31 protein-coding genes are annotated in these 24,612 nt (G+C 61.4%); 18 read left to right on the forward strand and 13 right to left on the reverse strand.

Features of this window, described 5'->3' with window-relative positions:
• The first annotated feature begins 87 nt into the window (after positions 1 to 87).
• The 4 genes from ispH to J5274_RS08475 all read left to right on the forward strand — a co-directional run bounded on the left by ispH (position 88) and on the right by J5274_RS08475 (position 2,926).
• A complete protein-coding gene (ispH, locus tag J5274_RS08460; protein ID WP_142824211.1) occupies positions 88 to 1,095 on the forward strand; it encodes a 4-hydroxy-3-methylbut-2-enyl diphosphate reductase in 1,008 nt (335 codons plus the stop codon).
• Between the two features lie 33 nt (positions 1,096 to 1,128).
• On the forward strand, positions 1,129 to 2,097 hold the full coding sequence (locus J5274_RS08465; protein ID WP_142824212.1) for a homoserine kinase: 969 nt from the start codon (positions 1,129 to 1,131) through the stop codon (positions 2,095 to 2,097).
• Positions 2,094 to 2,534: a ribonuclease HI gene (gene rnhA, locus J5274_RS08470; RefSeq protein WP_142824213.1), complete on the forward strand. Its 441-nt coding sequence runs from the start codon at positions 2,094 to 2,096 to the stop codon at positions 2,532 to 2,534. The genes J5274_RS08465 and rnhA overlap by 4 nt, the downstream gene beginning before the upstream one ends.
• 83 nt (positions 2,535 to 2,617) lie before the next feature.
• The gene (locus J5274_RS08475) at positions 2,618 to 2,926 is read left to right on the forward strand and encodes a Dabb family protein (RefSeq protein WP_111217796.1); all 309 of its coding nucleotides are present in this window, start codon (positions 2,618 to 2,620) and stop codon (positions 2,924 to 2,926) included.
• Positions 2,927 to 2,984: 58 nt separating this feature from the next.
• Here the strand turns inward: J5274_RS08475 and J5274_RS08480 are convergent, their stop codons facing one another.
• Positions 2,985 to 3,470: a peroxiredoxin gene (locus tag J5274_RS08480; protein ID WP_142824214.1), complete on the reverse strand. Its 486-nt coding sequence runs from the start codon at positions 3,468 to 3,470 to the stop codon at positions 2,985 to 2,987.
• Positions 3,471 to 3,531: 61 nt separating this feature from the next.
• The gene (locus J5274_RS08485) at positions 3,532 to 4,368 is read right to left on the reverse strand and encodes a protein-disulfide reductase DsbD domain-containing protein (RefSeq protein ID WP_224128080.1); all 837 of its coding nucleotides are present in this window, start codon (positions 4,366 to 4,368) and stop codon (positions 3,532 to 3,534) included.
• A gap of 134 nt (positions 4,369 to 4,502) precedes the next feature.
• Between J5274_RS08485 and J5274_RS08490 the strand changes: the two genes are divergently transcribed.
• From J5274_RS08490 to J5274_RS08500, 3 genes are all read left to right on the forward strand, one after another.
• Complete coding sequence (locus J5274_RS08490; protein ID WP_142824215.1) at positions 4,503 to 5,108, forward strand: YqgE/AlgH family protein; 606 nt, start codon at positions 4,503 to 4,505, stop codon at positions 5,106 to 5,108.
• Between the two features lie 93 nt (positions 5,109 to 5,201).
• A complete protein-coding gene (locus tag J5274_RS08495) occupies positions 5,202 to 5,393 on the forward strand; it encodes a CsbD family protein (protein ID WP_111217804.1) in 192 nt (63 codons plus the stop codon).
• Positions 5,394 to 5,481: 88 nt separating this feature from the next.
• Positions 5,482 to 6,567, forward strand: a complete 1,086-nt coding sequence (locus tag J5274_RS08500; RefSeq protein ID WP_142824216.1) for a putative zinc-binding metallopeptidase — start codon at positions 5,482 to 5,484, stop codon at positions 6,565 to 6,567.
• A gap of 25 nt (positions 6,568 to 6,592) precedes the next feature.
• Here the strand turns inward: J5274_RS08500 and J5274_RS08505 are convergent, their stop codons facing one another.
• The 4 genes from J5274_RS08505 to thrC form a co-directional block, all read right to left on the reverse strand.
• Entirely contained in the window at positions 6,593 to 9,448 is a 2,856-nt protein-coding gene (locus J5274_RS08505; protein WP_244615289.1) for a sensor domain-containing phosphodiesterase, read from the reverse strand.
• Between the two features lie 74 nt (positions 9,449 to 9,522).
• On the reverse strand, positions 9,523 to 10,134 hold the full coding sequence (locus J5274_RS08510; protein ID WP_142824218.1) for a GNAT family N-acetyltransferase: 612 nt from the start codon (positions 10,132 to 10,134) through the stop codon (positions 9,523 to 9,525).
• Positions 10,135 to 10,181: 47 nt separating this feature from the next.
• A complete protein-coding gene (locus tag J5274_RS08515) occupies positions 10,182 to 11,480 on the reverse strand; it encodes a pitrilysin family protein (protein ID WP_142824219.1) in 1,299 nt (432 codons plus the stop codon).
• A 17-nt stretch (positions 11,481 to 11,497) separates the two neighbouring features.
• Positions 11,498 to 12,898, reverse strand: coding sequence for a threonine synthase (thrC, locus tag J5274_RS08520; protein ID WP_219274920.1), 1,401 nt, complete (start codon positions 12,896 to 12,898; stop codon positions 11,498 to 11,500).
• A gap of 311 nt (positions 12,899 to 13,209) precedes the next feature.
• Between thrC and J5274_RS08525 the strand changes: the two genes are divergently transcribed.
• Entirely contained in the window at positions 13,210 to 13,833 is a 624-nt protein-coding gene (locus J5274_RS08525; protein WP_142824221.1) for a hypothetical protein, read from the forward strand.
• A gap of 85 nt (positions 13,834 to 13,918) precedes the next feature.
• Here the strand turns inward: J5274_RS08525 and J5274_RS08530 are convergent, their stop codons facing one another.
• Positions 13,919 to 14,611 carry an HAD family hydrolase gene (locus J5274_RS08530; protein WP_111217934.1) on the reverse strand — a complete coding sequence of 231 codons (693 nt, stop codon included), beginning with the start codon at positions 14,609 to 14,611 and terminating at the stop codon, positions 13,919 to 13,921.
• 158 nt (positions 14,612 to 14,769) lie between these two features.
• On the opposite strand from J5274_RS08530, the gene J5274_RS08535 reads away from it, so the two are divergent.
• From J5274_RS08535 to J5274_RS08545, 3 genes are all read left to right on the forward strand, one after another.
• Positions 14,770 to 15,438: a GntR family transcriptional regulator gene (locus J5274_RS08535; protein ID WP_142824222.1), complete on the forward strand. Its 669-nt coding sequence runs from the start codon at positions 14,770 to 14,772 to the stop codon at positions 15,436 to 15,438.
• Positions 15,439 to 15,614: 176 nt separating this feature from the next.
• Positions 15,615 to 16,199, forward strand: coding sequence for a biotin transporter BioY (locus J5274_RS08540; RefSeq protein WP_142824223.1), 585 nt, complete (start codon positions 15,615 to 15,617; stop codon positions 16,197 to 16,199).
• A 32-nt stretch (positions 16,200 to 16,231) separates the two neighbouring features.
• Entirely contained in the window at positions 16,232 to 16,624 is a 393-nt protein-coding gene (locus tag J5274_RS08545) for a DUF1284 domain-containing protein (RefSeq protein ID WP_224128078.1), read from the forward strand.
• Here the strand turns inward: J5274_RS08545 and J5274_RS08550 are convergent.
• Complete coding sequence (locus J5274_RS08550) at positions 16,591 to 17,304, reverse strand: helix-turn-helix transcriptional regulator (RefSeq protein ID WP_142824225.1); 714 nt, start codon at positions 17,302 to 17,304, stop codon at positions 16,591 to 16,593. The genes J5274_RS08545 and J5274_RS08550 overlap by 34 nt on opposite strands.
• Before the next feature lie 71 nt (positions 17,305 to 17,375).
• Between J5274_RS08550 and J5274_RS08555 the strand changes: the two genes are divergently transcribed.
• Entirely contained in the window at positions 17,376 to 17,705 is a 330-nt protein-coding gene (locus tag J5274_RS08555) for an NIPSNAP family protein (protein WP_142824226.1), read from the forward strand.
• The gene (locus J5274_RS08560; RefSeq protein WP_142824227.1) at positions 17,702 to 18,064 is read left to right on the forward strand and encodes an antibiotic biosynthesis monooxygenase; all 363 of its coding nucleotides are present in this window, start codon (positions 17,702 to 17,704) and stop codon (positions 18,062 to 18,064) included. Before J5274_RS08555 ends, J5274_RS08560 begins: the two co-directional genes overlap by 4 nt.
• 5 nt (positions 18,065 to 18,069) lie before the next feature.
• On the opposite strand, the gene J5274_RS08565 is transcribed toward J5274_RS08560, so the two are convergent.
• The gene (locus J5274_RS08565) at positions 18,070 to 18,417 is read right to left on the reverse strand and encodes a DUF86 domain-containing protein (protein ID WP_142824228.1); all 348 of its coding nucleotides are present in this window, start codon (positions 18,415 to 18,417) and stop codon (positions 18,070 to 18,072) included.
• Positions 18,418 to 18,714: a nucleotidyltransferase family protein gene (locus J5274_RS08570; RefSeq protein WP_142824229.1), complete on the reverse strand. Its 297-nt coding sequence runs from the start codon at positions 18,712 to 18,714 to the stop codon at positions 18,418 to 18,420. It abuts the gene before it with no gap.
• 144 nt (positions 18,715 to 18,858) lie between these two features.
• On the opposite strand from J5274_RS08570, the gene J5274_RS08575 reads away from it, so the two are divergent.
• On the forward strand, positions 18,859 to 19,992 hold the full coding sequence (locus J5274_RS08575) for a site-specific DNA-methyltransferase (protein ID WP_142824230.1): 1,134 nt from the start codon (positions 18,859 to 18,861) through the stop codon (positions 19,990 to 19,992).
• A 114-nt stretch (positions 19,993 to 20,106) separates the two neighbouring features.
• Here the strand turns inward: J5274_RS08575 and J5274_RS08580 are convergent, their stop codons facing one another.
• From J5274_RS08580 to mutY, 3 genes are read right to left on the reverse strand one after another with little or no spacing between them, the layout of a single operon-like run.
• Positions 20,107 to 20,472, reverse strand: coding sequence for a nuclear transport factor 2 family protein (locus J5274_RS08580; RefSeq protein WP_142824231.1), 366 nt, complete (start codon positions 20,470 to 20,472; stop codon positions 20,107 to 20,109).
• A gap of 4 nt (positions 20,473 to 20,476) precedes the next feature.
• The gene (locus tag J5274_RS08585; RefSeq protein ID WP_142824232.1) at positions 20,477 to 21,091 is read right to left on the reverse strand and encodes an HAD family phosphatase; all 615 of its coding nucleotides are present in this window, start codon (positions 21,089 to 21,091) and stop codon (positions 20,477 to 20,479) included.
• A 16-nt stretch (positions 21,092 to 21,107) separates the two neighbouring features.
• The gene (mutY, locus tag J5274_RS08590; protein ID WP_374113738.1) at positions 21,108 to 22,190 is read right to left on the reverse strand and encodes an A/G-specific adenine glycosylase; all 1,083 of its coding nucleotides are present in this window, start codon (positions 22,188 to 22,190) and stop codon (positions 21,108 to 21,110) included.
• Between the two features lie 96 nt (positions 22,191 to 22,286).
• On the opposite strand from mutY, the gene J5274_RS08595 reads away from it, so the two are divergent.
• From J5274_RS08595 to J5274_RS08610, 4 genes are all read left to right on the forward strand, one after another.
• On the forward strand, positions 22,287 to 22,787 hold the full coding sequence (locus J5274_RS08595; RefSeq protein WP_142824233.1) for a DUF721 domain-containing protein: 501 nt from the start codon (positions 22,287 to 22,289) through the stop codon (positions 22,785 to 22,787).
• Between the two features lie 62 nt (positions 22,788 to 22,849).
• Positions 22,850 to 23,074: a DUF6290 family protein gene (locus J5274_RS08600; RefSeq protein ID WP_142824234.1), complete on the forward strand. Its 225-nt coding sequence runs from the start codon at positions 22,850 to 22,852 to the stop codon at positions 23,072 to 23,074.
• The gene (locus J5274_RS08605) at positions 23,058 to 23,330 is read left to right on the forward strand and encodes a type II toxin-antitoxin system RelE/ParE family toxin (RefSeq protein WP_142824235.1); all 273 of its coding nucleotides are present in this window, start codon (positions 23,058 to 23,060) and stop codon (positions 23,328 to 23,330) included. Before J5274_RS08600 ends, J5274_RS08605 begins: the two co-directional genes overlap by 17 nt.
• Positions 23,331 to 23,541: 211 nt before the next feature.
• Positions 23,542 to 24,237 (forward strand): DsbA family protein, encoded by a 696-nt coding sequence (locus tag J5274_RS08610; protein WP_142824236.1) that lies wholly within the window; start codon positions 23,542 to 23,544, stop codon positions 24,235 to 24,237.
• The last annotated feature ends 375 nt before the right edge of the window (positions 24,238 to 24,612 follow it).

A 24,612-nucleotide genomic window follows, 5' to 3' on the forward strand; every position in this document is an offset into this window, starting at 1 on the left:
TTCAATTCATCGGCACTTTAGGCTAGATGGGCGGGCAGGGCGCACCTATCTGTGGTTAGCCCTTGTCCCCGGGCTTTTGGAAAAGACATGAACATCGCCGTTTCGAAACCTGCCCTGACCATTCGCCTCTGCGGCCCCCGCGGCTTCTGCGCCGGCGTCGACCGTGCCATCCAGATCGTTGTGCTGGCGCTCAAGGCCTATGGCGCGCCGGTCTATGTCCGCCACGAGATCGTCCACAATCGCTACGTCGTCGAAGGTCTTGAGGCCAAGGGCGCAATCTTCGTCGAGGAACTCGGCGAAATCCCGCCGGAACACCGCAAGCAGCCTGTCGTCTTCTCCGCCCATGGCGTTCCGAAATCCGTGCCGGCCGATGCCGACAGCCGCAACCTCTTCTATCTCGATGCGACATGCCCGCTGGTCTCCAAGGTCCATAAACAGGCCATGCGCCACAACCGGCTAGGCCGCCATGTGGTGCTGATTGGCCACGCCGGCCATCCGGAAGTGATCGGCACGATGGGTCAACTGCCCGAAGGCACGGTGTCGCTGGTCGAGACGATTGCCGATGTCGATGCCTATGTGCCGGTCGATCCGGACAATCTCGGCTACGTCACGCAGACGACGCTGTCGGTGGACGACACGGCCGGCGTCATCGCTCGCCTGCAGGAGCGCTTTCCGAACCTGACCGCGCCGTCTGCCGATTCGATCTGCTATGCCACCACCAACCGCCAGGAAGTGGTGAAGCAGGCGGCACCCGGCTGCGACCTCTTCATCATCGTCGGTGCGCCGAATTCCTCAAATTCGAAGCGGCTTGTCGAGGTGGCGTTGAGGGCGGGCGCAAAACAATCTGTTCTCGTCCAGCGCGCGTCGGAAATCGACTGGGACAATATGGGCGATATCGCTACGGTGGGCCTGTCCGCCGGCGCCTCTGCCCCGGAGGTGATCGTCAACGAGATCATCGAGGCTTTCCGGCAGCGCTACGATGCGGCGGTCGAACTTGCCGAGACGGTCAAGGAAACCGAGAACTTCCTGGTCAATCGCGAGCTGCGGGATGTCGAGTTGACGACTGCCGACATGGCTTTCGTCAACGGCGAATAAATAACATCAGCGACGCCAACCCAGGAATAATCCGTGGCCGTTTACACAGACATTACCGAAGACGATCTCAAGACCTTTTTGACAGAGTATGATTGCGGCGAACTCACCTCCTACAAGGGGATCGCAGAGGGTGTCGAGAATTCTAATTTCCTGCTGCACACGACGCGCGAGCCGCTGATCCTGACGCTCTATGAAAAACGCGTCGAAAAGGACGACTTGCCGTTCTTCCTGGGCCTGATGCAGCATCTTTCGGCGCGGGGCCTGTCGTGCCCGCTTCCCCTGCCGCGCCGCGATGGCGCTCTTCTCGGCGAACTCTCCGGCCGCCCTGCCGCGTTGATTTCGTTTCTCGAGGGCATGTGGCTGCGCAAGCCCGAGGCGCACCACTGCCGCGAGGTCGGCATCGCGCTTGCAAAGATGCATGTCGCAGGCGAGGGCTTTGCCATCGCCCGGCCGAACGCGCTCTCCTGCGCCGGGTGGCAGCCGCTGTGGGACAAGTCTGAAGCCCGCGCCGACGAGGTCGAGCCCGGCCTGCGGGATGAGATCCGGTCGGAACTGGCTTTCTTCGAGGCGAACTGGCCGAAAGACCTGCCGACCGGCGTCATCCATGCCGACCTGTTCCCCGACAATGTCTTTTTCCTCGGCGACCAGCTTTCCGGGCTGATCGATTTCTACTTCGCCTGCAACGACATGCTGGCCTATGACGTGTCGATCTGCCTCAATGCCTGGTGCTTCGAAAAGGACGGCGCTTACAACGTCACCAAGGGTATGGCCATGCTCGATGGCTACCAGAGCATCCGGCCGCTCAGCGACGCCGAGATCGAGGCGCTGCCGACGCTGGCGCGGGGCTCGGCGCTGCGCTTCTTCCTGACGCGGCTCTACGATTGGCTGATGACGCCGGCCGGCGCCATGGTCACCAAGAAGGACCCGCTGGAATATCTGCGCAAGCTGCGCTTTCATCGCACGGTTGCCACGGGCGCCGAATATGGGTTGGCCAAAGCATGAAACATGTCGATATCTTCACCGACGGCGCCTGCTCGGGAAATCCTGGGCCGGGCGGCTGGGGCGCCGTGCTGCGCTACGGCGATGTCGAGAAGGACCTCTGCGGTGGCGAGGCCGAGACGACCAACAACCGAATGGAACTGATGGCGGCGATCTCGTCGCTGGGTGCGCTCAAGGATGCCTGCGAGGTCGATCTCTACACGGACTCGAAATACGTCATGGACGGCATTTCGAAATGGATTCACGGCTGGAAGAAGAACGGCTGGAAGACCGCCGACAAGAAGCCGGTGAAGAACGCCGAGCTCTGGCAGGCTCTCGACGCCGCCCACAGCCGCCACAAGGTCACCCTGCACTGGGTCAAGGGCCACGCCGGCCACATCGAGAACGAGCGTGCCGATGAACTCGCCCGCAAGGGCATGGAGCCGTTCAAGAAGCGCTGAAGCCGGCTGCAAGACAGACAACAAGCATGTTGCCGCCCGTCGTTTTCCCGGTATGGTGCGGCGGTCACCCGGGGAGGTTTCACATGATCCTGCACTGCGTATTTCTGCGCTTCAAGGCCGCCGTCACGGCGCCGGAAAAGCAATCCATATTTGAAGCGATCGTCGCATTGAAGCAGGTTATTCCAGGCATTCTCGACGTAAAATATGGCCCGAATGTCTCGCCGGAAGGCTTGCATGGCGGCTTCGTCGATGGCTTCGCCGTGACCTTCGAAAGCGGCGCTGCCCGCGATGCCTATCTCGTCCACCCCGAGCACGTCGCCGTCGGCGAACGCATCGTCTCGTCCACCGATGGCGGCCTGGCCGGATTGCTGGTGTTCGATCTCAATATCTGAAAACGGTGCAGGTAGAAGGATCTGGAGGGATGTCCGGCATCCCTCCAGCTGTGCCTGATCAGAGCTGCCCGATCATCGTTGCTGCGGCCGAGACCGTCGCTTCGCCGGGGTTTTCCTCGACGTTCAGTGTCTTGACGACGCCGTCTTCTACCAGCATCGAGTAGCGCTTCGAGCGCACGCCAAGACCGCCGCCCGAGAGATCGGCGTCGAGGCCGAGCGCCTTGGTGAAGGCGGCATCCCAGTCGGCGAGGAAATGGATCTTGCCCATGCCACCCGATTGCTGTGCCCATGCACCCATCACATGCCAGTCATTAACGGAAACGACGGCAACTTCATTGACACCCTTTGCGAGGATGGCATCGAGGTTCTCGAGGTAGCCCGGCAGATGGTTCAGCGAGCAGGTTGGCGTGAAGGCGCCGGGGACGGCGAAGAGCACGACGCGCTTGCCCGAAAACAGCGTGTCCGTGGAGATTTCGGTCGGGCCGTCGGCTGTCTTTTCCTTGAACGTGGCGGCGGGAATTTTCTCGCCGATGGCAATAGTCATGCGTCTCTCCTGGTTTTTTCTGTCGCGTGCGTCTGAACGCCCGTCGATATCTATGATCGCTCTACTCCATGACAAGCGTCGTTTCCATCGCGCGGCTGCCGTTCACGACCAGTATGCCCCAACTCTTGCCGTGTACAACATAGGTCTTCGGCAATTTGCCGATTGTCAGTGCGACCTCCACATCGCGACCGCTGCGGCTGGCGCTGGCCTGCTTGAAAAACACATAGCCGCTGGGGCCGGTCACGTAGATCTGGGGAATGGCGTCGCCAGCGTCCGGCAAGGTGAGATGCAACGACAATGTCTTGCCGTCTGGCGACAGGCTGTGGCTCTTGACGCCGAAATCGGCCGAAGGTTTCTGTGGAAGCGCTGCCGCTGCATCGGTGACGATGGCTGCATCCCCGGCATCGGCGGACGAACCCGGCGGCGGCAACGTCACGCTCATGGTTGCCTGGAAGGGAACGCAGATATCCTTGCAGACGCCGATAAAGGCCGTGATATCGAGTTTTCGCTCGCCGGCGGCATTGATATCGAGCGGCAGGCTGATGGGCGCATCGTAGCCGACCTCATGGACATTTCCGAGCGAGATGAGCTTTGGCACCGGATAGCCGATAGTGTCGATTGTCGCCTTGCTTCCCGCAGGCAGCGTGAGTTGCGGCGGGATGCCGCTTTCACCGGGCTCGCGCCAGTAGGTGATCCAGCCGGGACCCGGCTCGATCTGCAATACAGCCTTTACGTGGCCGCTGACGTCGGCGGGCGTTGCCACCACCCGCATCCGGCCGCCATCGCTGGTTGCCCAGTCGCTTGTCGCCGCATGGGTAGCGGACGCGAGCATCAAGGAGACGGCAAAAATACCTGCCGCCGTCATCGGGATCCGGAAAAGTCTGGGATAGAAAATCATGGAAACAGCGTTAGACGAAGGCGGCCGCACGCGCATCATGCGATTTTTAGCAATCGATCATTTTCAGTTGATTGATCCGTCACATTACCCCATCTTTATCCGGGGGGCATAATCAAGAGCAGTGAGGAGACAGGATGTCGTTATCGACGCTGAAGTACAAAGGTGCACGCGGCTTTCTCGACGGTCAGTTTCTGATCGCAATGCCGGGAATGGCGGACAGTAACTTTGCCCGGACGGTTGTCTATATCTGTGCCCATTCGGATGCCGGAGCGATGGGTTTCATTATCAACCGGTCGCAGAACCTCAGCTTCACCGATGTTCTTCTGCATCTCGACATGATCAAGACTGACGATGCCATCATGCTGCCGGATCGTGCCCGCAGTTTTCCGATCCAGACCGGAGGCCCGGTCGAGAGCGGTCGAGGCTTCGTCCTGCACTCCGACGATTACAAGAGCGAGAGCAGCATCGCTGTCAGCGATGACATCAGCCTGACGGCAACGCTCGATATCATCCGCGCGATTTCCAACGGCAACGGCCCGAAAAAGGCGACGATGCTGCTCGGTTATGCCGGCTGGAGCGCCGGGCAGCTGGAGGCCGAAGTCAGCAATAACGGCTGGCTGAATTGCGCGCCGAGTGAAGAGCTTATCTTCGACCGCAGCCTTGATGATAAATACGAGCGGGCGCTGGCACTGCTCGGCGTCACGCCGGCGATGTTGTCGAGCGAAGCAGGCCACGCCTGATAAACCAGCGCCACCACTGGAACGATATCCGACTGTTGACGTTTTTCCTGCACGACGCACGCAACGTACGTCGCCAACCAGGGAGTGAGACACATGGGTAGCACCAGCGACAAGATTTCCGGTAAGGCCAATGAATTGACCGGCAAGGCGAAGGAAGCCGTCGGCAAGGCCACTGGCGACAACGAGACGCGTGCTAAGGGCGCCGTTCAGGAAGCCAAAGGCAAGGCCCAGGTTGCCGAAGGCAAGGCCAAGGACAAGCTCAAGGACGCCGTCGATCGCGCCTGAGCGAACTGAATAAAGACTTCAAGCCTGCCGCGCCAAAGCGTGGCGGGCTTTTCGACATTTAAGACCGTCGTCGAAAAGGACCGGGCCCATGCGATTGTTTGACTGCGACTCCTGTGGACAGTCGGTGCATTTCGACAATCGCCAGTGCGTCCGCTGCGGCCACCGCCTGGGTTTCGTTCCAGACCGGCTGAAGATGTACGCGCTGGAACCCGACCAGGAGCCGGACTGGCACATCGTTTCAGAACCGTCTCGCTCGCTGCGCTTTTGCTCGAATGCGGCGCTGGATCTCTGCAACTGGATGGTCGATTCCGACGATCCGCAAGGCTTCTGTGCGGCCTGCCGCCATAACAGGCTGGTGCCGAATACCGGGACATCCGAGGGTGTCGACCGCTGGCGCCGGATAGGGCAGGCACAGCGCCATCTGTTTTATTCACTTTTGCGCCTCGAACTGCCGCATCCCGATCGCAGCGAAGATCCGCAGGGCGGTCTGGTGTTCGATTTCCTCGAGGACAAGATCAACAGCGCCGGCTTCGTCGTGCCCGCCATGACCGGCCACGACGACGGCCTGATTGCCATCCGCGCCGCCGAGGCGGACGACGTGACGCGCGAAATGGCGCGCATGTCGATGCACGAGCCCTACCGGACGCTGCTCGGCCACTTCCGCCACGAGACCGGCCATTTCATCTGGAACAAGCTGGTCCGCGACGTCAATAATTTCGACGGCTTCCGCGAGGTGTTCGGCGACGAACGCGAGGACTATGGCGCAGCACTGCGGCGCCATTACGAGAACGGGGTGCGTGCGGATTGGCAGAGTAGCTTTATCAGCGCCTATGCCAGTTCCCATCCCTGGGAAGATTTCGCCGAGTGCTTTGCGCACTATCTCCACATCGTCGATACGCTGGAGACAGCCCGTGCTTTCGGCATCGCGGTCGATCCGCGCGGGCATGAGGAGATGGCGTCGGAGGTGGATTTCAATCCCTACAGGGCGCACGATGCCGAGCAGCTTGTTTCCGCCTGGGTGCCGCTCAGTGTCGCCGTGAACAGCATCCAGAGGAGCATGGGACAGCCGGACTCGTACCCATTTGTCCTGTCGCCGCCGGTGGTGAGGAAACTCGATTACCTGCTGCGGCTCATCCGTGACGCAGCAGCAGGCCAGACGATGCAGGCGGCCTGACCAGCGCGAGGCGGGGAGGCGTGCCTCAGGCGCGCCTTGTCAGCGGAAAACGTTCCTTCAGCAATCGCAGCACCGATTCCGAGCCCATCGGCGGTCCGAAGAGAAAGCTCTGGCCGTAGGTGCAGCCCATCTTGGCGAGTTCCAGCGCATCTTCCTCGGTCTCGATACCCTCAGCGACGACTTTCATTCCGAGTTCGCGCGCCATCGAGATCACGGAGCGCAGCAGCACGGATTTCTTGTCGCTCTCGTCGCGTACCAGGCCCTTGTCCAGCTTGATCGTGTCGAAGGGGAAGCGGGTGAGGTAGGAGAGCGACGAGTAGCCGGTGCCGAAGTCGTCGAGTGCGAGGCCGAGGCCTGCTTCGCGCAACTTCGCCAACACGAGACGCGCCTGTTCCGGATTTTCCATGACCATCGTTTCCGTCAGTTCGAGCTTGATGCGGGACGGATCGCAATGGGTCTTGGCAAGCAGCGCCCGGACGTCGTCGTAGAGCTCGTTGTTGAGCAGCTGGGCGCTCGACAGGTTGACGGATACGAACAGCGGCAACTCGCCCGTCTGGCGTGTCCAGGCCATCAGGTCGTTTGTCGCCTGCTCCATGGCGAACATGCCGAGCGGGCCGATGATGTCGGTTGCCTCGGCAATCGGAATGAATTCGGTCGGCGAAATGTTGCCGCGTTTCGGATGCTCCCAGCGCATCAGCGCCTCGAAGCCGGCGATCTCGGCATCTTCCAGCCGGACGATGGGCTGGTAGACCATCGACAACTCCTTGCGCTCGACGGCGCGACGGAGATCGGATTCCAGTTGCAGGCGGTCGGTGCCGAAGTTGCGGAAGGCTGGCAGGAAAGGTTCGACCTTATTGCCGCCGGCGCGCTTCGAGCGATACATCGCAAGCTCGGCGTCGCTGAGCAATCCGGCAGCGCTTTCCTGCTGGTCGACCCAAGAAGTCAGTCCGATGGAGGCGGTCAGCACGATTTCGCGATTGGCAAAGTTCAGCGGCACCATGATCGCCTTGCTGACGGCATCGGCGAAATCCGCCACCTTGGTCGGATCGCGCTCGGACACCAGGATCAGGCCGAACTGGTCGCCGGAGAGCCGCGCCAGCGTGTCCTGCGGCTTCAGTAGGCGGCGCAGGCGACGTGTCAGGGCGACCAGAATGTTGTCGCCGGCGGCAACGCCCAGCGCGTCGTTGACCATCTTGTACCGGTCGATATCGATGACCATCACCGTCGGTCGGACCAGATCGCCGGCGGGGGCAAGGGTCAGCACGGCCTGCAGTCGGTCGAGGAAAAGCTGCCGGTTCGGTAGTCCGGTGAGGTTGTCGTGCAGCGCGTCGTGCAACAGGCGCTCGACGGAGTTCTTCTGCTCGGTGACATCGACGACGGTGCCGACGCAGCGGATGATTTCGCCGTTCGATCCCAGCACCGGCCGGGCGCGGATTGCGAGCCAATGGAAATGGCCGTCCTCGGCGCGGATGCGGAACTCGTGGTTCAGCCTGCCGCGACGGTGCTCCAGCAGCACGTCCAGCGTCGCGCGGAAGCGGTCGCGGTCGTCGGGGTGTAGCCGTGGCAGCCAGTTGCGAGCAGCACCGTGCATGCTACCGGGCGAGAGTCCGAGCTTCTGCGAGATATCGGGAATGGTGACGACTCGGTCGCGCGCCACGTCCCAGTCCCAGACGGTATCGCCGGAGCCGGTGAGTGCCAGCGATTGGCGCTCCAGATCGGAAAACAGGCCCTGCTGGAAGGCGCCGCCGGCAAAGGCGTGCTGCATGACGGTAAAGCCGATCAGAAGTACGATGAGCACCAGACCGCCGCCGAGTGCCGGCTGGATGATGTCGTTGTCGAGCTTGCCGGTGACCGTTAGCCAGGCGCCGAACAGCCAGACGAGGATCAACGCCCAGGCCGGCACCAGCAGGATCGCCCGGTCATAGCGGTTGATACCGAGATAGACGATGAGCAGGATGCCGGCGGTTGCCGTCAGGGCCATGGAGAGGCGGGCAATGCCGGCGGCAATCGACGGATCGTAGACGGCCACGCCGAACAGCAGCGCCAGCCCCAGTATCCAGGCAAGCGTGACATAGCCGAGATGGGCGTGCCATCTGTTGAGATTAAGATAGGTGAACAGGAAGATCACCAGGCTGGAGGCCAGCGCCACCTCGACGCAGGCCCTCCATATTCGTTGGTCCCCGGATGTGATGCTGATCAGCTTGCCGAGAAAGCCGAAGTCGACGCAGATATAGCCGAGCACCGCCCAGGCAAGCGCCGCCGTCGCCGGCAGCATCGACGTGCCTTTGACCACGAAGAGGATGGTGAGAAACACCGCCAGCAGGCCGGAAATGCCGAGCACGATGCCACGATAGAGCGTGAAGGCGTTGACCGTATCCTTGTAGGCGTTCGGCTCCCAGAGATAGATCTGCGGCAATTCCGGGGACGACAGTTCGGCGACGAAGGTGATGACGGCGCCGGGATTGAGTGTGATGCGGAACACGTCCGCCTCGTCGCTCGGCTGCCGGTCGAGCGCAAAACCTTCGCTCGGCGTGATGGCGATGATGCGTTGCGAGCCGAGGTCGGGCCAGAACATCTTGGAATTCACCAGACGGAAATGCGGCGCGACGATGACGCGCTCCAGCTGTTCTTCAGAGACGTTGGCCAGTGCGAACACCGCCCAGTCGCCCTGGTGACCCGGCGAACTCGAGCGCACCTCGATGCGGCGGCGGATACCGTCGGCACCAGCGGCCGTCGACACCTGGAAGGCCTCGCCCTGGTTGGCGTAGATCTCGGTCGTCTTCGTAAGGTCGAGCGCCGTGTCGTCGCGCGAGATCTTCACCGGCTCCGCAGCCCGCGCGCCGGTCGCAAGCATAGCCGTCATCGCCAACAGGGCCGTCATCGCAAACAGGGCAACAAGGAACGCGATCAGGGAATGGCGAAGGAAGTGTGGTTGGGAAGGAGTGTCGGCAATCATCAGCGTGTGGTCTTCCCGAGCGGGTCCGTGTCTGTGGCCAAGCGAGAAAACATCACGTGATCACGCCATTGGCCGTTGATTTTCAAGTAGCCGCGCAAATGGCCTTCCCGTTGGAACCCGGCCTTCTGCAAAAGCCGCACGCTACGCTCATTCTCCGGAATACAGGCTGCCTCGATACGGTGCAACTCCAGCCCGGAAAAGATATAGGGTATAACTATCTCAAGTGCGGCGAACATATGGCCTTGGCCGGAATAGCGCTCGCCCATCCAGTAACCGATCATGCAGCTCTGCGCGGCACCGCGCCTGATATAACCGACAGTGAGCCCGCCGAGCAGCGTGGAGTTGTCGCGCTTGAAGACCAGAAACGGTACTGCCTGGCCGGAGTTGTACTCCTGCTTGCCCCGCACGACGCGGGTCCGGTAGGCGCCCTCGGTCAGTTCGTCGGTACGCCAGGTCGGCTCCCACGGTTCCAGGAACCGGCGGCTCTCGGCCCTAAGCTTCTGCCACTGGCTGAAGTCGGCGTTGCGCGGCAAGCGGAGAATATGGTCGGCGCCCTCAAGTTCGATCGTGTCCGGCTGCCGAGACAGAAACCGAAAAACCGACTTTGGCATTCGTCCATGTCTCCCGGAACTGGATCGTGAGGGGCCTCCGGCTGGGATCAGCCGTTGGCGGCTTTGGATGCCTGGCGTGGTGTGGCCAGCGAGGCGATGATGTCTTCCATCGGCGCCAGCTCGTCCAGCGGACCGATAGCGGAGAGGGTCGGCACGGCGTCGAAGAACAGACGGCCGGCGAGATCGGTCAGCCGCTGGATGGTGATGCCCTCCAGCCGTTCCATCATCTCCGGGTTGGGGATCGGCCGGCCGTAAAGCATCATCTGTCGCGCGACCTGGCCGGCCCGTGCGGCAGGACTTTCCTGACCCATGAGCAGCTGGGCCCGGATCTGGGCGCGGGCGCGGTCGATTTCCTGCTGGTGGATCTTGTCGGCAGATTTGCGCAGCTCATCGACGATCACAGGCAGCAGTTCCGGCAGGTTTTCTCCGCCGGTTGCGGCATGGATGCCGAAGATGCCAGTGTCGGAAAAGCCCCAATGGAAGGCATAGACCGAATAGCAGAGGCCGCGCGTCTCGCGCACTTCCTGGAACAGCCGCGACGACATGCCCCCGCCAAGGATATTGGCAAGAATCTGCGAGCAGTAGAAATCCCGCGCATGGTAGGCGCGGCCTTCGAAGCCGAGCAGGATCTGAGCATCCATGAGGTCGCGCGTCTCGCGAACGCTGCCGCCGACGTAGCGGGCTGTCTCGATGACGGGCGCTGCAGATGGCGCTGTCGGAAGGCTTGCAAAGCGGGTCTCGACCTGCTTGACGAAGCTGTCATGATCGACGGCACCGGCTGCCACCACGAACATCCGGTCGCAGGTGTAGTTGCGTCCGAGATAGCCGCGAATCTGCTCCGGCGTGAAGCCGAGCACGGTTTCCGGCGTCCCCAGAATGGCGCGCCCGAGCGTCTGGTCACGATAGGCGACTTCCGAGAATTTGTCGAATACGACGTCGTCCGGCATGTCGTTGGCAGCGTTGATTTCCTGCAGGATAACCTGCTTTTCACGCTGCAATTCGTCCTCGTCGAAGGCCGATTCCGTCAGGATGTCGGCGAGAATATCGACAGCGAGCGGCACGTCTTCTTTCAGCACGCGCGCGTAATAGGATGTCGTTTCCGTCGATGTCGCGGCATTGACCTCGCCGCCGACATTCTCGATTTCCTCGGCAATCTCGCGTGCTGTGCGGCGAGCCGTGCCCTTGAACGCCATGTGTTCCAGAAGGTGGGCAATACCGTGTTCGGCTTCGGTCTCGTTCCGCGATCCCGACTTGATCCACACACCGAGTGCAACGCTTTCAAGATGCGGCATCAACTCGGTTACTACCGTCAGCCCGGATTTCAGCCGGGTGCACTCAACTGTCATATTAGATCTTTCTGCGCTTAACGTCTTGAGGCCTGAACATGGTCACCGATAAAGCTTTCCACGGCTTTGAGGTCGGGATCCAGGATGTCGAAGCGCTCCTCCCTGTGCATCAGATCAGCAAGCCACGTCGGAAGCGCCGGGTCAATACCGGAGGCTGATTTTACTGCGGCGGGGAATTTTGCGGGATGGGCGGTGGCCAGCGTCACCATCGGGCTGTTCGGCTTTTCAAATTTACTGGCGACGAAGACGCCGATCGCGGTGTGCGGGTCCAGCAGGTAGCCGGTGTCGGCATAGGTCTGGCGGATGGTCTCGGCCACCTGTTTCTCGGTCGCCCGGCCGGCACGGAAATCGCGCTTAATGAAGCGCATGGCTTCCGGGGCGATGTCGAAACCGCTCGACTGCTTGAGGCTTTCCATGGCGGCGCGCACCCGGGAGGCATCGCGGCCATTGGCCTCGAAGAGCAGCCGTTCGAAGTTGGACGAGATCTGGATATCCATCGATGGCGAGGTTGTCGCCTTGACGGCCCGCATCTCGTAGCGGCCGGTCTTCAGCGTCCGCGCCATGATGTCGTTCTCGTTGGTGGCGACCACCAGCTTGTCGATCGGAAGGCCCATCTGCTTGGCGACATAGCCGGCAAAGATATCGCCGAAATTGCCGGTCGGCACGGTGAACGAGATTTTCCGGTCCGGGCTGCCGAGCGCCACGGCTGTCGTGAAATAGTAGACCACCTGCGCCATGATGCGCGCCCAGTTGATCGAGTTGACGCCGGAAAGGCCGACGCCGTCGCGGAACGGCGCGTCGTTGAACATCGCCTTCACGAGGTTCTGGCAATCGTCGAAATTACCGTTGATGGCCAGCGCGTGAACGTTGGAAGCCGTCGAGGATGTCATCTGCCGCTGCTGCACCGGCGAGACCTTGCCATGCGGGAAGAGGATGAAGATGTCGGTGCGATCGCGACCGGCAAAGGCATCGATGGCCGCGCCGCCGGTGTCGCCCGATGTGGCACCGACAATCGTTGCCCGCGCGCCGCGCTCGGCCAGCGCATACTCCATTAGCCGCGCCAGCAGCTGCATGGCGACGTCCTTGAACGCTAGCGTCGTGCCATGGAAGAGCTCCATGATAAAGCTGTTCGGGCCTGTCTGCACCAGCGGCACGATGGCCGGATGGCGGAAGGTGGCATAGGCCTCGTCGATCATGCTACGGAATATCTCTTCCGGAATTTCGCCGTTGGTAAACGGCAGCAGCACGCGGAAGGCAATTTCCTGGTAGCTCTTGCCGCGAAAGCCCCGGATGTCCTTCTTGCTCAGTTGCGGCCATTCACGCGGAACGTAGAGACCGCCGTCGCGTGCGAGGCCTGCCAGCAGTGCATCGCAGAAACCGAGGGCAGGGGCTTCTCCCCGGGTTGAGATATATTCCAAGGTCTTTACCTCTGATGTGGACGGTCGGACGGAAGATGGGTTGTCTGAAGTCTATGCCGGAAACGGCCCGTAGATGCGCCTTTTTGCGCCAAATCCGCGGCCTGGTTTTCGCAACCGTACGATTGTGCACGCCTCCGTCGAAGCGCGCCGGAAGCCGTTGCAGCGGAGGGATTTCGAAAATTGAACCAAAACGAAGCGTACCCAATCGATTTTTCGAAGCGCCGCTGATATAGACCATCGCCAAGTGCGATGAAAGGCCCGCAATTCAACCCGGGCTTGGCAAATTCATATTGTGTACAGGGTGATTTATCGTGTCAGGCAGAGCTTCGCGTCTACTTCTCGCCGTATCGTTGACAGCAGCATTGAGCGGCTGCAGCTCGCTTGGGCTCGGTAGCAAGGACAGTAAGGACCCCGCAACGCAGATCAGCGTTGCGCCGGAGGGAGCGGCATCCGCCACGCCTGCCACCCAGCCAGTGGGTCAGGCCTATGTCGCCGGAAAGTGCCCGCAAATCGTCATTCGCGACGAGGGTGCGATTTACAAGACCTACGCCAAGGGCGCCAAGGACGATGCATCGCAGCTCGCCTACCAGGCGTCTCTGGTGCAGGGCACACGCCAGTGCACCACCGACGGTACGGCGCTCAACATGACGGTGGTCGTGCAGGGCCGCCTCGTTGCGGGTCCGATGGGCGGTTCCGGCAGCGTCAACCTGCCGATCAAGGTTTCCGTCATGGATGGCCAGACAGTGCTTTACAGCGACACGACGAATTACCAGGCCTCGATCCCGCCCGGCGAGGGCTCGGCGCAGTTTCTCTACACCGACAACAAGATCCACGTGACCGGCGGCGCGGCCGGCTTCGTCAGCGTCTACGTCAGCTTCGAACAGTCGCCCGCAGCCCCGACCAAGACCGCCCGCACCGTTCGCAAGAGAAAATAACGGCCGTCGCAATTATAACGGCGTTTATCGAAGCCACTGGAGCCGGTCGCAAGCATTGCGGCCGGTTTTTTAGTGCGGTGAAATCCTAAAGGACGCCGTCCCATTCGGCGAGGGCTGCAACGACGCCCGGCAGGTCCGTCATTCGCGAAATCACGGTTTCAGCACCGGCATCGGTAAGTCGGTCGGCGTGCGACGGGTAGGTGTGGGAGGCGCCGGTAAAGCCGATTACCCGCATGCCTGCTTCGCGGGCGGCGTGCACGCCATGGACGGAGTCCTCGACGACGACGACCTGCGACGGCGAGAGATCGAATTGCGCTGCGCCATGCAGGAAGATGTCCGGCTTCGGCTTGACGCGGTCGGGGCCCAGATCCTTGGCCGAATAGATATGCGGCGCGAAGGAGGAGTGCAGGCCGACCTTGGTCAGCATCATCTCAAGACGCGCAGAACTCGAATTCGAGCAGATGCAGCGCGGCAGATCGATGCGTGACAGGGCCAGTTCGATGCCGGGAATGGCGGTCACGTCGTTGGCAAGGCGCAGGTCGAGAAGTTTTTCCGAGCGTTCGAGCAGCGACGCCGAAAACGGAATGCTCGCTTCCCGCTCGACTTCGAAGAGGATGTTCTGCCAGGTCATGCCCGAGAAGCGCTCGCCCATTTCCTCGACGCTGATCGGGTATCCTGCCTCGGTGAGCAGCTTGGATTCGACCTCCGCCGCGATGATTTCCGAATCGACGAGGACGCCGTCGCAGTCGAAGATGATAAGGTCGAAGCCAGTGTTCATGTCGATCAAGCCTTTGGATGAGCAGCTTTGGATGAGATGGTGCGGCTTTACACGACGGGGTCCGAAAGCTCAACCGACGCGCGGGCATGCCTGGCCTGCGGGTGAGGGGAGGCTTTCTCTTCTCGACAAGGCTCCGGTGCCTCAGTAAGGATCGCCGCATGGCCCGGGAAAAAGACGACACCATCGCAAACCGCATCAGCCGGGTGCTTGCCGAGCGCATCATCCATGGCGAACTTGCGGCCGGCCTGCGTCTTCGGCAGGACCACATCGCCGAGGAGTTCGGCGCCAGCCACGTGCCGGTGCGCGAGGCTTTTCGCCTGCTCGAGGCGCAGGGGCTTGCCATCAGCGAGCCGCGCCGCGGCGTGCGGGTCGCCTCCTTCGATCTGCGGCAAGTCCGCGAAGTGGCCGAGATGCGCGCCGCCCTCGAGGGGCTTGCCCTCAAGCATGCCGCGCCGCATCTGACGCCGGCGATACTCGATGCCGCCGAAGAGGCGACGCGGGAGGGCGACGCGGCTGCAGACGTCCGCGCCTGGGAGGCTGCCAACCGCCGCTTCCACCGGCTCATCCTGACGCCTTGCGGTATGACGCGCCTGCTCGCCGCGATCGACGACCTGCACGCCGCCAGCGCCCGCTTTCTCTTCTCCGCCTGGCAATCCGGCTGGGAAACGCGCACAGACCAGGATCACCGCGCTATTCTCTCGGCCCTGCGTCATGGCAGGGCCGACGATGCCGCGGCGATCCTCGGGCAGCATGTCCTGCGCATCGGCAAGGCACCATCGCGCGCCCCCGGCGGCACCCCGCAGGAAATTTTCGTCATCGTCGGCTGATTCCAAAATTATAGATAATCGTGTGTCTGCCAGTCTTTTTCGAGGCTTGGGTATGTGAATTCCTGCGACCGAATGCTGCCTCGATGCGGGAAAACTCGTCTATGGCACTTGCGCATCCATGAAGTCTTGCGCATAAAATAGATAGTCACTGAAATTATCTATAATATGGAGCAATCATGTCCCAGTCCCACGCCATCTCGAATTTCGATCCACTGCGGCTTGGCAGTCAGTCGCGCCCGATGCAGGCGCTTTTCGTCTTGGCAGGCACGATGGTCCTCGCCCTCGCATCGCGCCTCTCGGTGCCGATGGTGCCGGTGCCGATCACCATGCAGACCTTTGCCATCACCATGATCGGCGCGCTGTACGGCTGGCGCCTGGGCGTAGTCACGGTGCTTGCCTGGCTCGGGCAAGCCGCCGTCGGTCTTCCTGTGCTCGCCGGCGGTGCTGGCGGACTTGCGCCGTTCTTCGGGCCGACCGCCGGTTATCTCGTCTCGTTTCCGATCATCGTGGCTCTGGCCGGTTGGCTTGCCGAAAAAGGCTGGACCGGTGCCCGCTATGTCCGCAGCTTCCTCGCCCATCTCATCGCCAATTTCCTCGGCCTTGCCATCGGCGGCGCATGGCTGGCAGCGCTGATAGGCGCAGAGAAGGGCTGGTTGTTCGGCGTTGCACCGTTTATCCTCGGCGGCGTGCTCAAATCTGCCCTTGCTGCGGCGATCCTGATGGGCTTCGGCAATCGGAGCAGCGAGACTGACGAGAATTGACGGTCAGGCTTCGGCTCCATCACCTTTTGTGCATGCTGACCTTTATTGGTGAGGGCTACGATCCGGCCTTCACCAAGAACTACCGCAGCATCGCGCGGCGGTTGACGGAAGGCGAGGACATCCTGCTCGTCTCCGGCCCGGACGACATCTGCGCGCCCCTTTTGGATGGCCCGGATGCCCACTGCCTCCTTGCCAGCGTGGATATCCGGGATAACGCAGCAGCCGCGTCCATCTCGGCGCTGCTGGGTCGCAAGGTCAGGCCCGGGTCAACGCTGCTGCCCGATGCCGCGCTGCTTGCCGCCCTTCGCACGGCTTTTACAGAGGGCACGATACGGCAGGCCTGTAGCGGTTGCGAGTGGGACGGGCTGTGCAGCCGCATCGCCTCCGGCTGCTATTCCGGAATACTCGTCGATCCCGCCAATTGATCCACGGGGAAGTGTTTGAGAAACTGCCGCTCTCCGGCGGCGGAAAACAGGATCGAGCGGCTGCCTTCCGCGCGACGCGCCCAGCCTTCGTCGAGAAACTGGCTCAGCAGCGCCTTGCCGAGGCTGCCGGCCAGATGCGCCCGCCGTTCGCTCCAGTCGAGGCACGAGCGGCAGACCGGCCGCCGCGATGCCTTGAGCAGCGACGCATCGATGCCGATATCTCGGAGGCGGGTTTCACCCGTCGCTGTCAACGACAGTCCGTCGCCGAGCGTGTCGATCGATCCGCTGGCGATCAGGCTGTCGAGCATCCGCACACCGTAGTCGCCGGCCAGATGATCGTAGCAGATACGCGCCTTTCGCAGCGCCGGCTCTTTCGGCCCCGGCTGATGGCGCAGATGCCCGCGACCGGCCGCAAATCCCATGATGCTTTCCAGCAATTTGCCGACGCTGTCGTCGGCCAGTGTGAAATAGCGATGGCGACCCTGCTTCCGCTGAGCGAGCAGCCGTCCTGCTTCCAGCTTTGCCAGATGCGAGCTTGCCGTCTGGACGGTAATCCCGCCCGCTGCCGCAAGCTCGGTTGCTGTCAGCGCCTTGCCGCCCATCAGCGCGGTCAGCATGTTGGCGCGTGCGGGATCGCCAATGAGCGCGCCGATCTGTGCGATGTCCGGTCCTTCTTTCATACTTCGACCGTAGCCGAAGCATTGTCGTTTCGCAACATGCCAGAACGATGGGGCAGAAAAGGAGCGTCACCATGATCACCTGTTTCATCCGCTACGAAATCGACCCCTTCGGCCGCGAGGTATTTGCCGAATATGCCCGCAATTGGGGCCAGGCAATTCCGCGCTGCGGCGCCGATCTCATCGGCTATTTTGGACCGCATGAGGGCTCGGCAACGACAGCCTTCGGTGTCTATTCCATCGAAAATCTCGCCGCCTATGAGGCTTACCGCGCCAGGCTGGCCGCAGACCCTATCGGCCGGGAAAACTATGCCTTTGCCAGGCGCGAGCGCTTCATCCTGAAGGAGGACAGGATATTCCTGAAGAACGTATCGCTGCCGCACGCGGCAAAGGTGCAGCCATGATCGCCGTGATCTTCGAAGTCCTGCCCTATCTCGGCGAACGCCACACCTATCTCGATCTTGCCGGCGACCTCAGGGAGGAACTCGAAAAGATCGACGGTTTCCTCTCGATCGAGCGCTTCGAAAGCCTGGCGATGCGCGGCAAACTCCTGTCGCTGTCCTTCTGGCGCGACGAGGAGGCGGTCAAGACCTGGCGAAACCTCGAAGTCCACCGCGCCGCCCAAAAAGCCGGCCGCAACAACATCTTCGCGGACTATCGCCTGCGCGTCAGCCACGTCGTGCGTGATTACGGGATGAAGGACAGGACGGAGGTGCCGGAAGATAGCCGCGAGAGGAGTGGGGTAGGAAATACGACTTGGTAGGGATTCTAAGCAGCTTTTGTTTGTGCTCTCATCTTATGGATTGCACTCCTCAGGCCGGCGACGTCGCCGATAATTGTGTCCCAGATAATCTCGTCGGCGATGCGATGATATTCGTGCCTCAAGATATTTCCAATCGCTCGGATCGCTTGCCATTCGATCTCAGGTGTGAGCCTCTTGAGCTCTTCAGGGATATGACGGCTTGCCTCCGAGACAATTTCTATTGCTCGTTGAAGGCCGAGCTCGGTGAGGAGGTCCATCATGACCTTCTCACGGCTTCTTCCCGCCACAGTCTTTTCAATAAAATCTATCATTCCAAGTATATCGTCGAAAATAAGTTGAATATCTCTGGCCATCTAAAATATCCGTATTGCTGAACTTTCTATTCTGTCTTTTAACTTGTGATGCAGACTGTTGCGCGTGGTAACATCGACGTCGGTGGGTAGCGCGTCCTCAAGAAGAAGCTTTATGCTGGCAAGATTGATTAACGAGAATTTCTTTGTCCTGTCATAATCAATAAACACATCGAGATCGCTCGTCGGGCCCGCCTCGTTCCGGGCTACCGAGCCGAACAGGAAAAGCGAGGTCGCGCCGAGCGCCTTCAGCGCATCAGCCTGCTGTTTCAACGCTTCGATGGCCTCATCTCGGGTCATGGCGGCATCATAGCAAATAAGCCGATCTCGTTCCACGCCGAAATAAATTCCCAAATCGATCCGCGCTTCAGGGTTTGGTAACCAACTTAGGTAACCATACCGGACAGTTAAAGCGTAATGCGTAAGCGTAAGAGCGAGTATCCCATGGCGTCAGTTTTCCCGCTTGCCGACCTCAAGATTTCCGAGAGGCCGGGGTCCTGGATCGACACGATCATCAAGGGCGACTGCGTCGCCGCGTTGGAGGCCCTGCCCACCCATTCCGTCGACGTGATCTTTGCGGATCCACCCTACAACCTGCAACTCGGCGGCGCGCTCCACCGTCCCGATCAGTCGCTGGTCGATGCGGTCGATGACGAGTGGGACCAGTTCGCCTCCTTCGAGGCCTATGACGCATTTACCCGCGCCTGGCTGCTCGCCTGCCGCCGCGTTTTGAAGCCGACCGGTACCCTTTGGGTCATCGGCTCATACCACAACATTTTCCGCGTCGGCGCGATGATGCAGGATCTCAATTTCTGGATCCTTAACGACATCGTCTGGCGCAAGACCAACCCCATGCCGAACTTCAAGGGCCGTCGCTTCCAGAATGCCCATGAGACGATGATCTGGGCGAGCCCGAGCGCCAAGGCCAAGGGCTATACCTTCAACTACGATGCCCTCAAGGCGTCGAACGACGACGTCCAGATGCGCTCCGACTGGCTCTTCCCGATCTGCAGCGGTGGCGAGCGGCTGAAGGGTGAGGACGGCAAGAAGGCCCATCCCACCCAGAAGCCGGAAGCGCTGCTGGCCCGCGTCATCATGGCGTCGTCGAAGCCCGGCGACATCATACTCGACCCGTTCTTCGGCACCGGCACCACGGGCGCCGTCGCCAAGCGCCTCGGACGTCACTTTGTCGGTATCGAGCGCGAGCAGGAATATATCGACCACGCCGCAGCCCGCATCGCTGCGGTCGATACGCTCGGCAAGGCGGAACTCGTCGTCATGACCGGCAAGAAGCAGGAGGTGCGCGTCGCCTTCAACGTGCTGGTCGAGAACGGCATGATCCGCCCCGGACAGGTCCTGACCGACAGCCGTCGCCGCTACAGCGCCATCGTCCGCGCCGACGGCACGGTTGCATCCGGCGGCGACGCCGGCTCGATCCATCGCCTTGGCGCCAAAGTTCAGGGTCTCGACGCCTGCAACGGATGGACCTTCTGGCATTTCGACGACGGGAAATCCCTGCGCCCGATCGACGAACTCCGTTCCATCATCCGCGCCGATCTGGCGAAAGCCGAAGCCTGACGGCCTCGCTGGGTCCCACGCTCACCGCCTGCCGATTGTACCTCCAGTTGCGGCAGGCGGCGCGAAGACGCCCAGGGTCACAAACCCTGGGCGTCCTGCATTTTAGTCCCTGGTTCAGAACGCCTGATAATCGGTGACTTCTACGCTGACCACCTGGCCGTCTTCGTTGAAGATGATCGTTTCCTCGCCTTCGCGCACCAGCGGCTTGCCAGTCACCGCGTGGGTCGCCCGCACCGACCAGACGGCGCGGCCGGAAAGCGGCGTCAGCGTCTCGACGAGGCTGTTGATGCCCACCTGATCCGGATAAGTCTCGAAATACTGGCGGATGGCCGCAAGCACCGCCTCGCGGCCGACAAGGCTGCCGACGCCGTTCGAGACATAGGTGGCCTCGGGCGCGAAAAACCGCTCCATTGCCGCATAGTCCATGCCATTGACGGCCTCATGGAAGAGTTCGATGCGTTCTGCCGGGTCGAATTGCATGGTCTCAAACCTCGATGCCAAATGTTGCAAGATCGGCGCGCAGCTTGTCCGCGCCGGTGAAATGGACCGCGTTCCAGCCGGCAGCCTTGGCGCCCTCGACGTTGGCCAGCGAGTCGTCGATGAAGAGTGTTGATGCCGGATCGAGGCCGAAGCTCTTCGCATGGGTCTCGTAGATCGCCACGTCCGGCTTGATCAACTTGATGTCGCCCGACACCGTGACGCCGCGCGTCTTGGTGAGGAACGGAAACCGTTCCTGAGCCTCGCGAAAGGTGTCGGAGGCGAAGTTGGTGAGCAGCGTCACATCGCGGCCCTCGGCAATCAGTTTCTCCGTGATCGCGACACTGTCTTCGTAGTGGTGCGGCACCATCTCGTGCCAGTGCTTGCGAAAGGCGCGGATCTGCTCGGCGCGCTCGGGATGTTCGGCGATCAGTAGGTCCTCTGCCTCCTGCCACGTGCGGCCCCGGTCCTGCTCGATATTCCATTCGTGGGTGCAGACATTGGCAAAGAACCAGTTGCGCTCCGCCTCATCGGGAATGACACGGGCGAAGGGGAGGTCCGGATCGTAGTGGATCAGGACCTTGCCGATGTCGAAAACAATATGCTGTATCTGGGGCGTCATCGAAACCTCTCATGCGCTAATCGAAAGCACGGGGAATAGCCTGGGCGATCGCTTTTTTCATGACGGTCGGCAAGGCCTGTGCGTCAAGATTTATAACCGGCTCCCACCATCCGTCATTGCTTTTGGATCTGGCGCCGACGGAAGCGCGGAAAATCGAAAGCCGCAGCTCGAAATGCGTGAAGACGTGCACGACGGTGCCGCAGGCCTGCCAGTTGGCGGCAAAGGGTGCTGCATCGACAGTCATGTCGCCGTCGATCCGCGCCGTCCACGCTGTTGTAGGCACCTCCGTCATGCCGCCGAGCAGGCCGCTGTCGATCCGCCGTCGCAGCAGGATTTCGCCGGCATCGTTGACCGCAACGAAGGCCGCACCCTGGCGAACCGGCTTTGTCTTTTTCGCCGCCTTCACCGGAAAATGCTCCGGGTCATGCAGCGCAAGAGCCTCGCAGCTGCCATTGAACGGACAGAGCGCACAGGCCGGCCTCTTCGGTGTGCAGATCGTCGCGCCGAGGTCCATCATCGCCTGGGCGAAATCGCCGGGCCTGACCGCTGGCGTCAGCGCCACCACCTTCTGCTTCATCAGCGGTTTTGCCGCCGGCAAGGGCGTGGAGATGGCATAGAGCCTGGAGATGACGCGCTCGACATTGCCGTCCATGACTGCCGCCTGCCGGTCGAAGGCGATGGCGGCGACCGCTGCCGAAGTATAGTCGCCGATGCCCGGCAGGGCACGCAATCCTTCTTCCGTATCAGGAAAGCGCCCGCCGTGCTCGCCGGCGACGGCATCGGCGCACTTCTTCAGGTTTCTCGCCCGGGCGTAGTATCCGAGGCCTGCCCATGCAGCCATGACGTCGTCGACAGGAGCGGCCGCGAGATCGCCCACCGTCGGCCAGCGACTGACGAACTTGGCGAAATAGGCCTTTACTGCCGCGACTGTCGTCTGCTGCAGCATCACTTCCGACAGCCAGATGTGATAGGGATCGGGCAGAACGCCGCGCGCTGCCATCGAGGGCGAGACACGCCAGGGCAGGTCGCGGTGATGCCGGTCGTACCAGGCAAGAAGCACTGCGGCGGACGGAGGCGTAAGCTGTTTCAAGGTCATCATTTGCCGCATCAGGGAGATATGGCCTATACTTGGCCGAGCTGCGTCGGCGGATCAAGGTCCGCAGCGCCAAACAATGACCCCCGAGGCGTGCTGTCGATGAGTTATCCCCGCAAAGGCGCCAAGCAGATCTCCGAAGTGGCGAATGGCCTGATCGATCCGGTGCTGGCGCGCCGGGCCGGAATCAGCACCGCCTTGCTCGGCTCCTGGGACGATATAGTCGGCGCCGATTTTGCCGATTGCACCCGCCCTGAAAAGATCGCCTGGGCCAAGCGTAACGGTCCGGGCGAGGGCGGCTACCAGCCCGGCGTGCTGACCATCGCGTGCGAAGGTGCCCGCGCCCTGTTCCTCACCCACGCCCAGGGCGAGCTGATCCAGCGCATCAACGGCTTCTTCGGCTTTGCCGCCGTGCACCAGATCCGCATCATCCAGAAGCCGGTCTCCCAGCACGCCAAGCGCTCGCGCGCGCCGGTGCCGCTGAAAGGCGCCGCCGCGGTGAAGCTCGAGGGGATGATGGAGGGCATCGAAGGCGACAAGCTGCGAGCCGCCGTCCAGAGGCTCGGGACGGCTGTGCTGGGCAAGCGCATTACCGGCAAATAATCTGGACGCTTTGCGTCTGCGGACACCGGTGCTATACACGTATAGCACCGGGAGATATGTCCATGCTTGCCCTGCGTTTGCCGCCTGAAATCGAAGCAAGACTAGATGAACTCGCCAAACGCACCGGGCGGAGCAAGAGCTTCTATGCGCGTCAAGCGATATTGGAACACTTGGACGATCTGGAAGACCTCTACGTCGCCGAGCAAAGGCTCGAAGAATTCCGTAGAGGCGACAGTGATAGTATTTCTCTCGCTGAGTTGATGGCGCGCCATGGCGTGGAGGATTGAGTTCCAGCGGTCAGCGGAACGCGATCTTGAAAAGCTCGACCATGAGAGCGTGAAAAGGATACTCCGTTTCCTTCACACCCGTGTCGCCAGCCTCGAGGACCCCCGGTCGATAGGGGAGGCGCTTCGCGGATCGGAACTTGGAAACTTCTGGAAGTATCGTGTTGGAGACTATCGCATCATTGTCGACATAGACGACGGCACTGTCCGGATATTGGTCGTCCGCATTGGCAATCGGAAGGACGTCTATCGCCGCTGATCGAAAGGAACGATCATCGGGCCGTGGCAAAAGTCGGTCCGGGAACATTTGTCGGACTGCATGGCCTAAAATAATCCTCCCACAGCAAACGCGTATTCGCCCCACCGGTCACAATTCTTTGAAGAAAGTTCCGGTCCCCTGCCTTGTTCGCGGCGCGGAGCCGTTATATCGCAGATATCAACAGACGATCTTCTCTCAACACGGGTGATATATGCCGATGTCCGACATGCTTCTGACCAAACGCCATCTTCTCGGCGGTGCTGCCCTTGGCGCATTCGCAATGGCGCTGGCCGCGACCGGTGCCGGCACTGCGTTTGCCGCGACTGCTCCGACGCCGGAAGGCACGGTCGACATGGCGCAGGCGCTGCAGCCTGGCAAGTCGCCCGACATGGCGGTGGGCGACCCAAACGCCAAGGTCAAGATCATCGAATACATGTCGACGACCTGCCCGCATTGCGCCCATTTCGCAGCCACCACCTTCGATCCGATCAAGACCAAGTATATCGACACCGGCAAGGTCTATTTCATCATCCGCGAATTCCCGATTGCCAGCCAGGACCAGGATCCGGCAGCCTATGCCGCTTTCATGCTGGTACGCTGCGCCCCGAACGGCCCATCCGTGCCGCTGCTCGAGACATTTATGAAGCAGCAGATGCAGTGGGCTGGTCCCGCGGTCACCGATGTTCGCGCTTCGCTGCTTCAAATCTCCAAAATCGCCGGTTTTACACAGGACAGCTTCGAAGCCTGCTTGAACAACGGCGCACTTGTGGATGATATAAACGCCGTGCGGGCACGCGGCGTCACTTTCGGCGTCAACGGCACACCCACGTTCCTGATCAACGGGAAGCGTTACTCCGGGGACATGTCGGTTGATTCTATGTCGGCCATCATCGACAGCATGCTCTGACCCGCGCCACGTTTCAATGACGGGCAGCGGCGGCCGTGCTGCGCCCGTCATTTGCTTCCCAGTCGGACCGTTCTCGAGGCGCGTCGGCAGCCTATGGCAAAGTTTCGGCAAGGTTCCGTTCACTTCACGCTGCGCTGTTTCCTCCCCTCATTCCTGTGCTTGTCACAGGAATCCAGCCAAGGCGCGTCTGCGCCTTGAGAAGACTCTCCTGCAATCGAAAAACGACCTCTCGCGCCCAAGGACTTGGGCGCACTGGATTCCTGTGACAAGCACAGGAATGAGGGATGATGGTGTGACACCCTGCAGCTTCCACTCGAAGCCCGGCGTCCTGCCCCCCCTGCATGTCTTTCATCTCACTCGAGCTGACAGAGGCGG

It is taken from the genome of Rhizobium sp. L51/94, assembly GCF_019355555.1.
In the GTDB taxonomy this organism is placed as follows: Bacteria; Pseudomonadota; Alphaproteobacteria; order Rhizobiales; family Rhizobiaceae; genus Rhizobium; species Rhizobium rhododendri.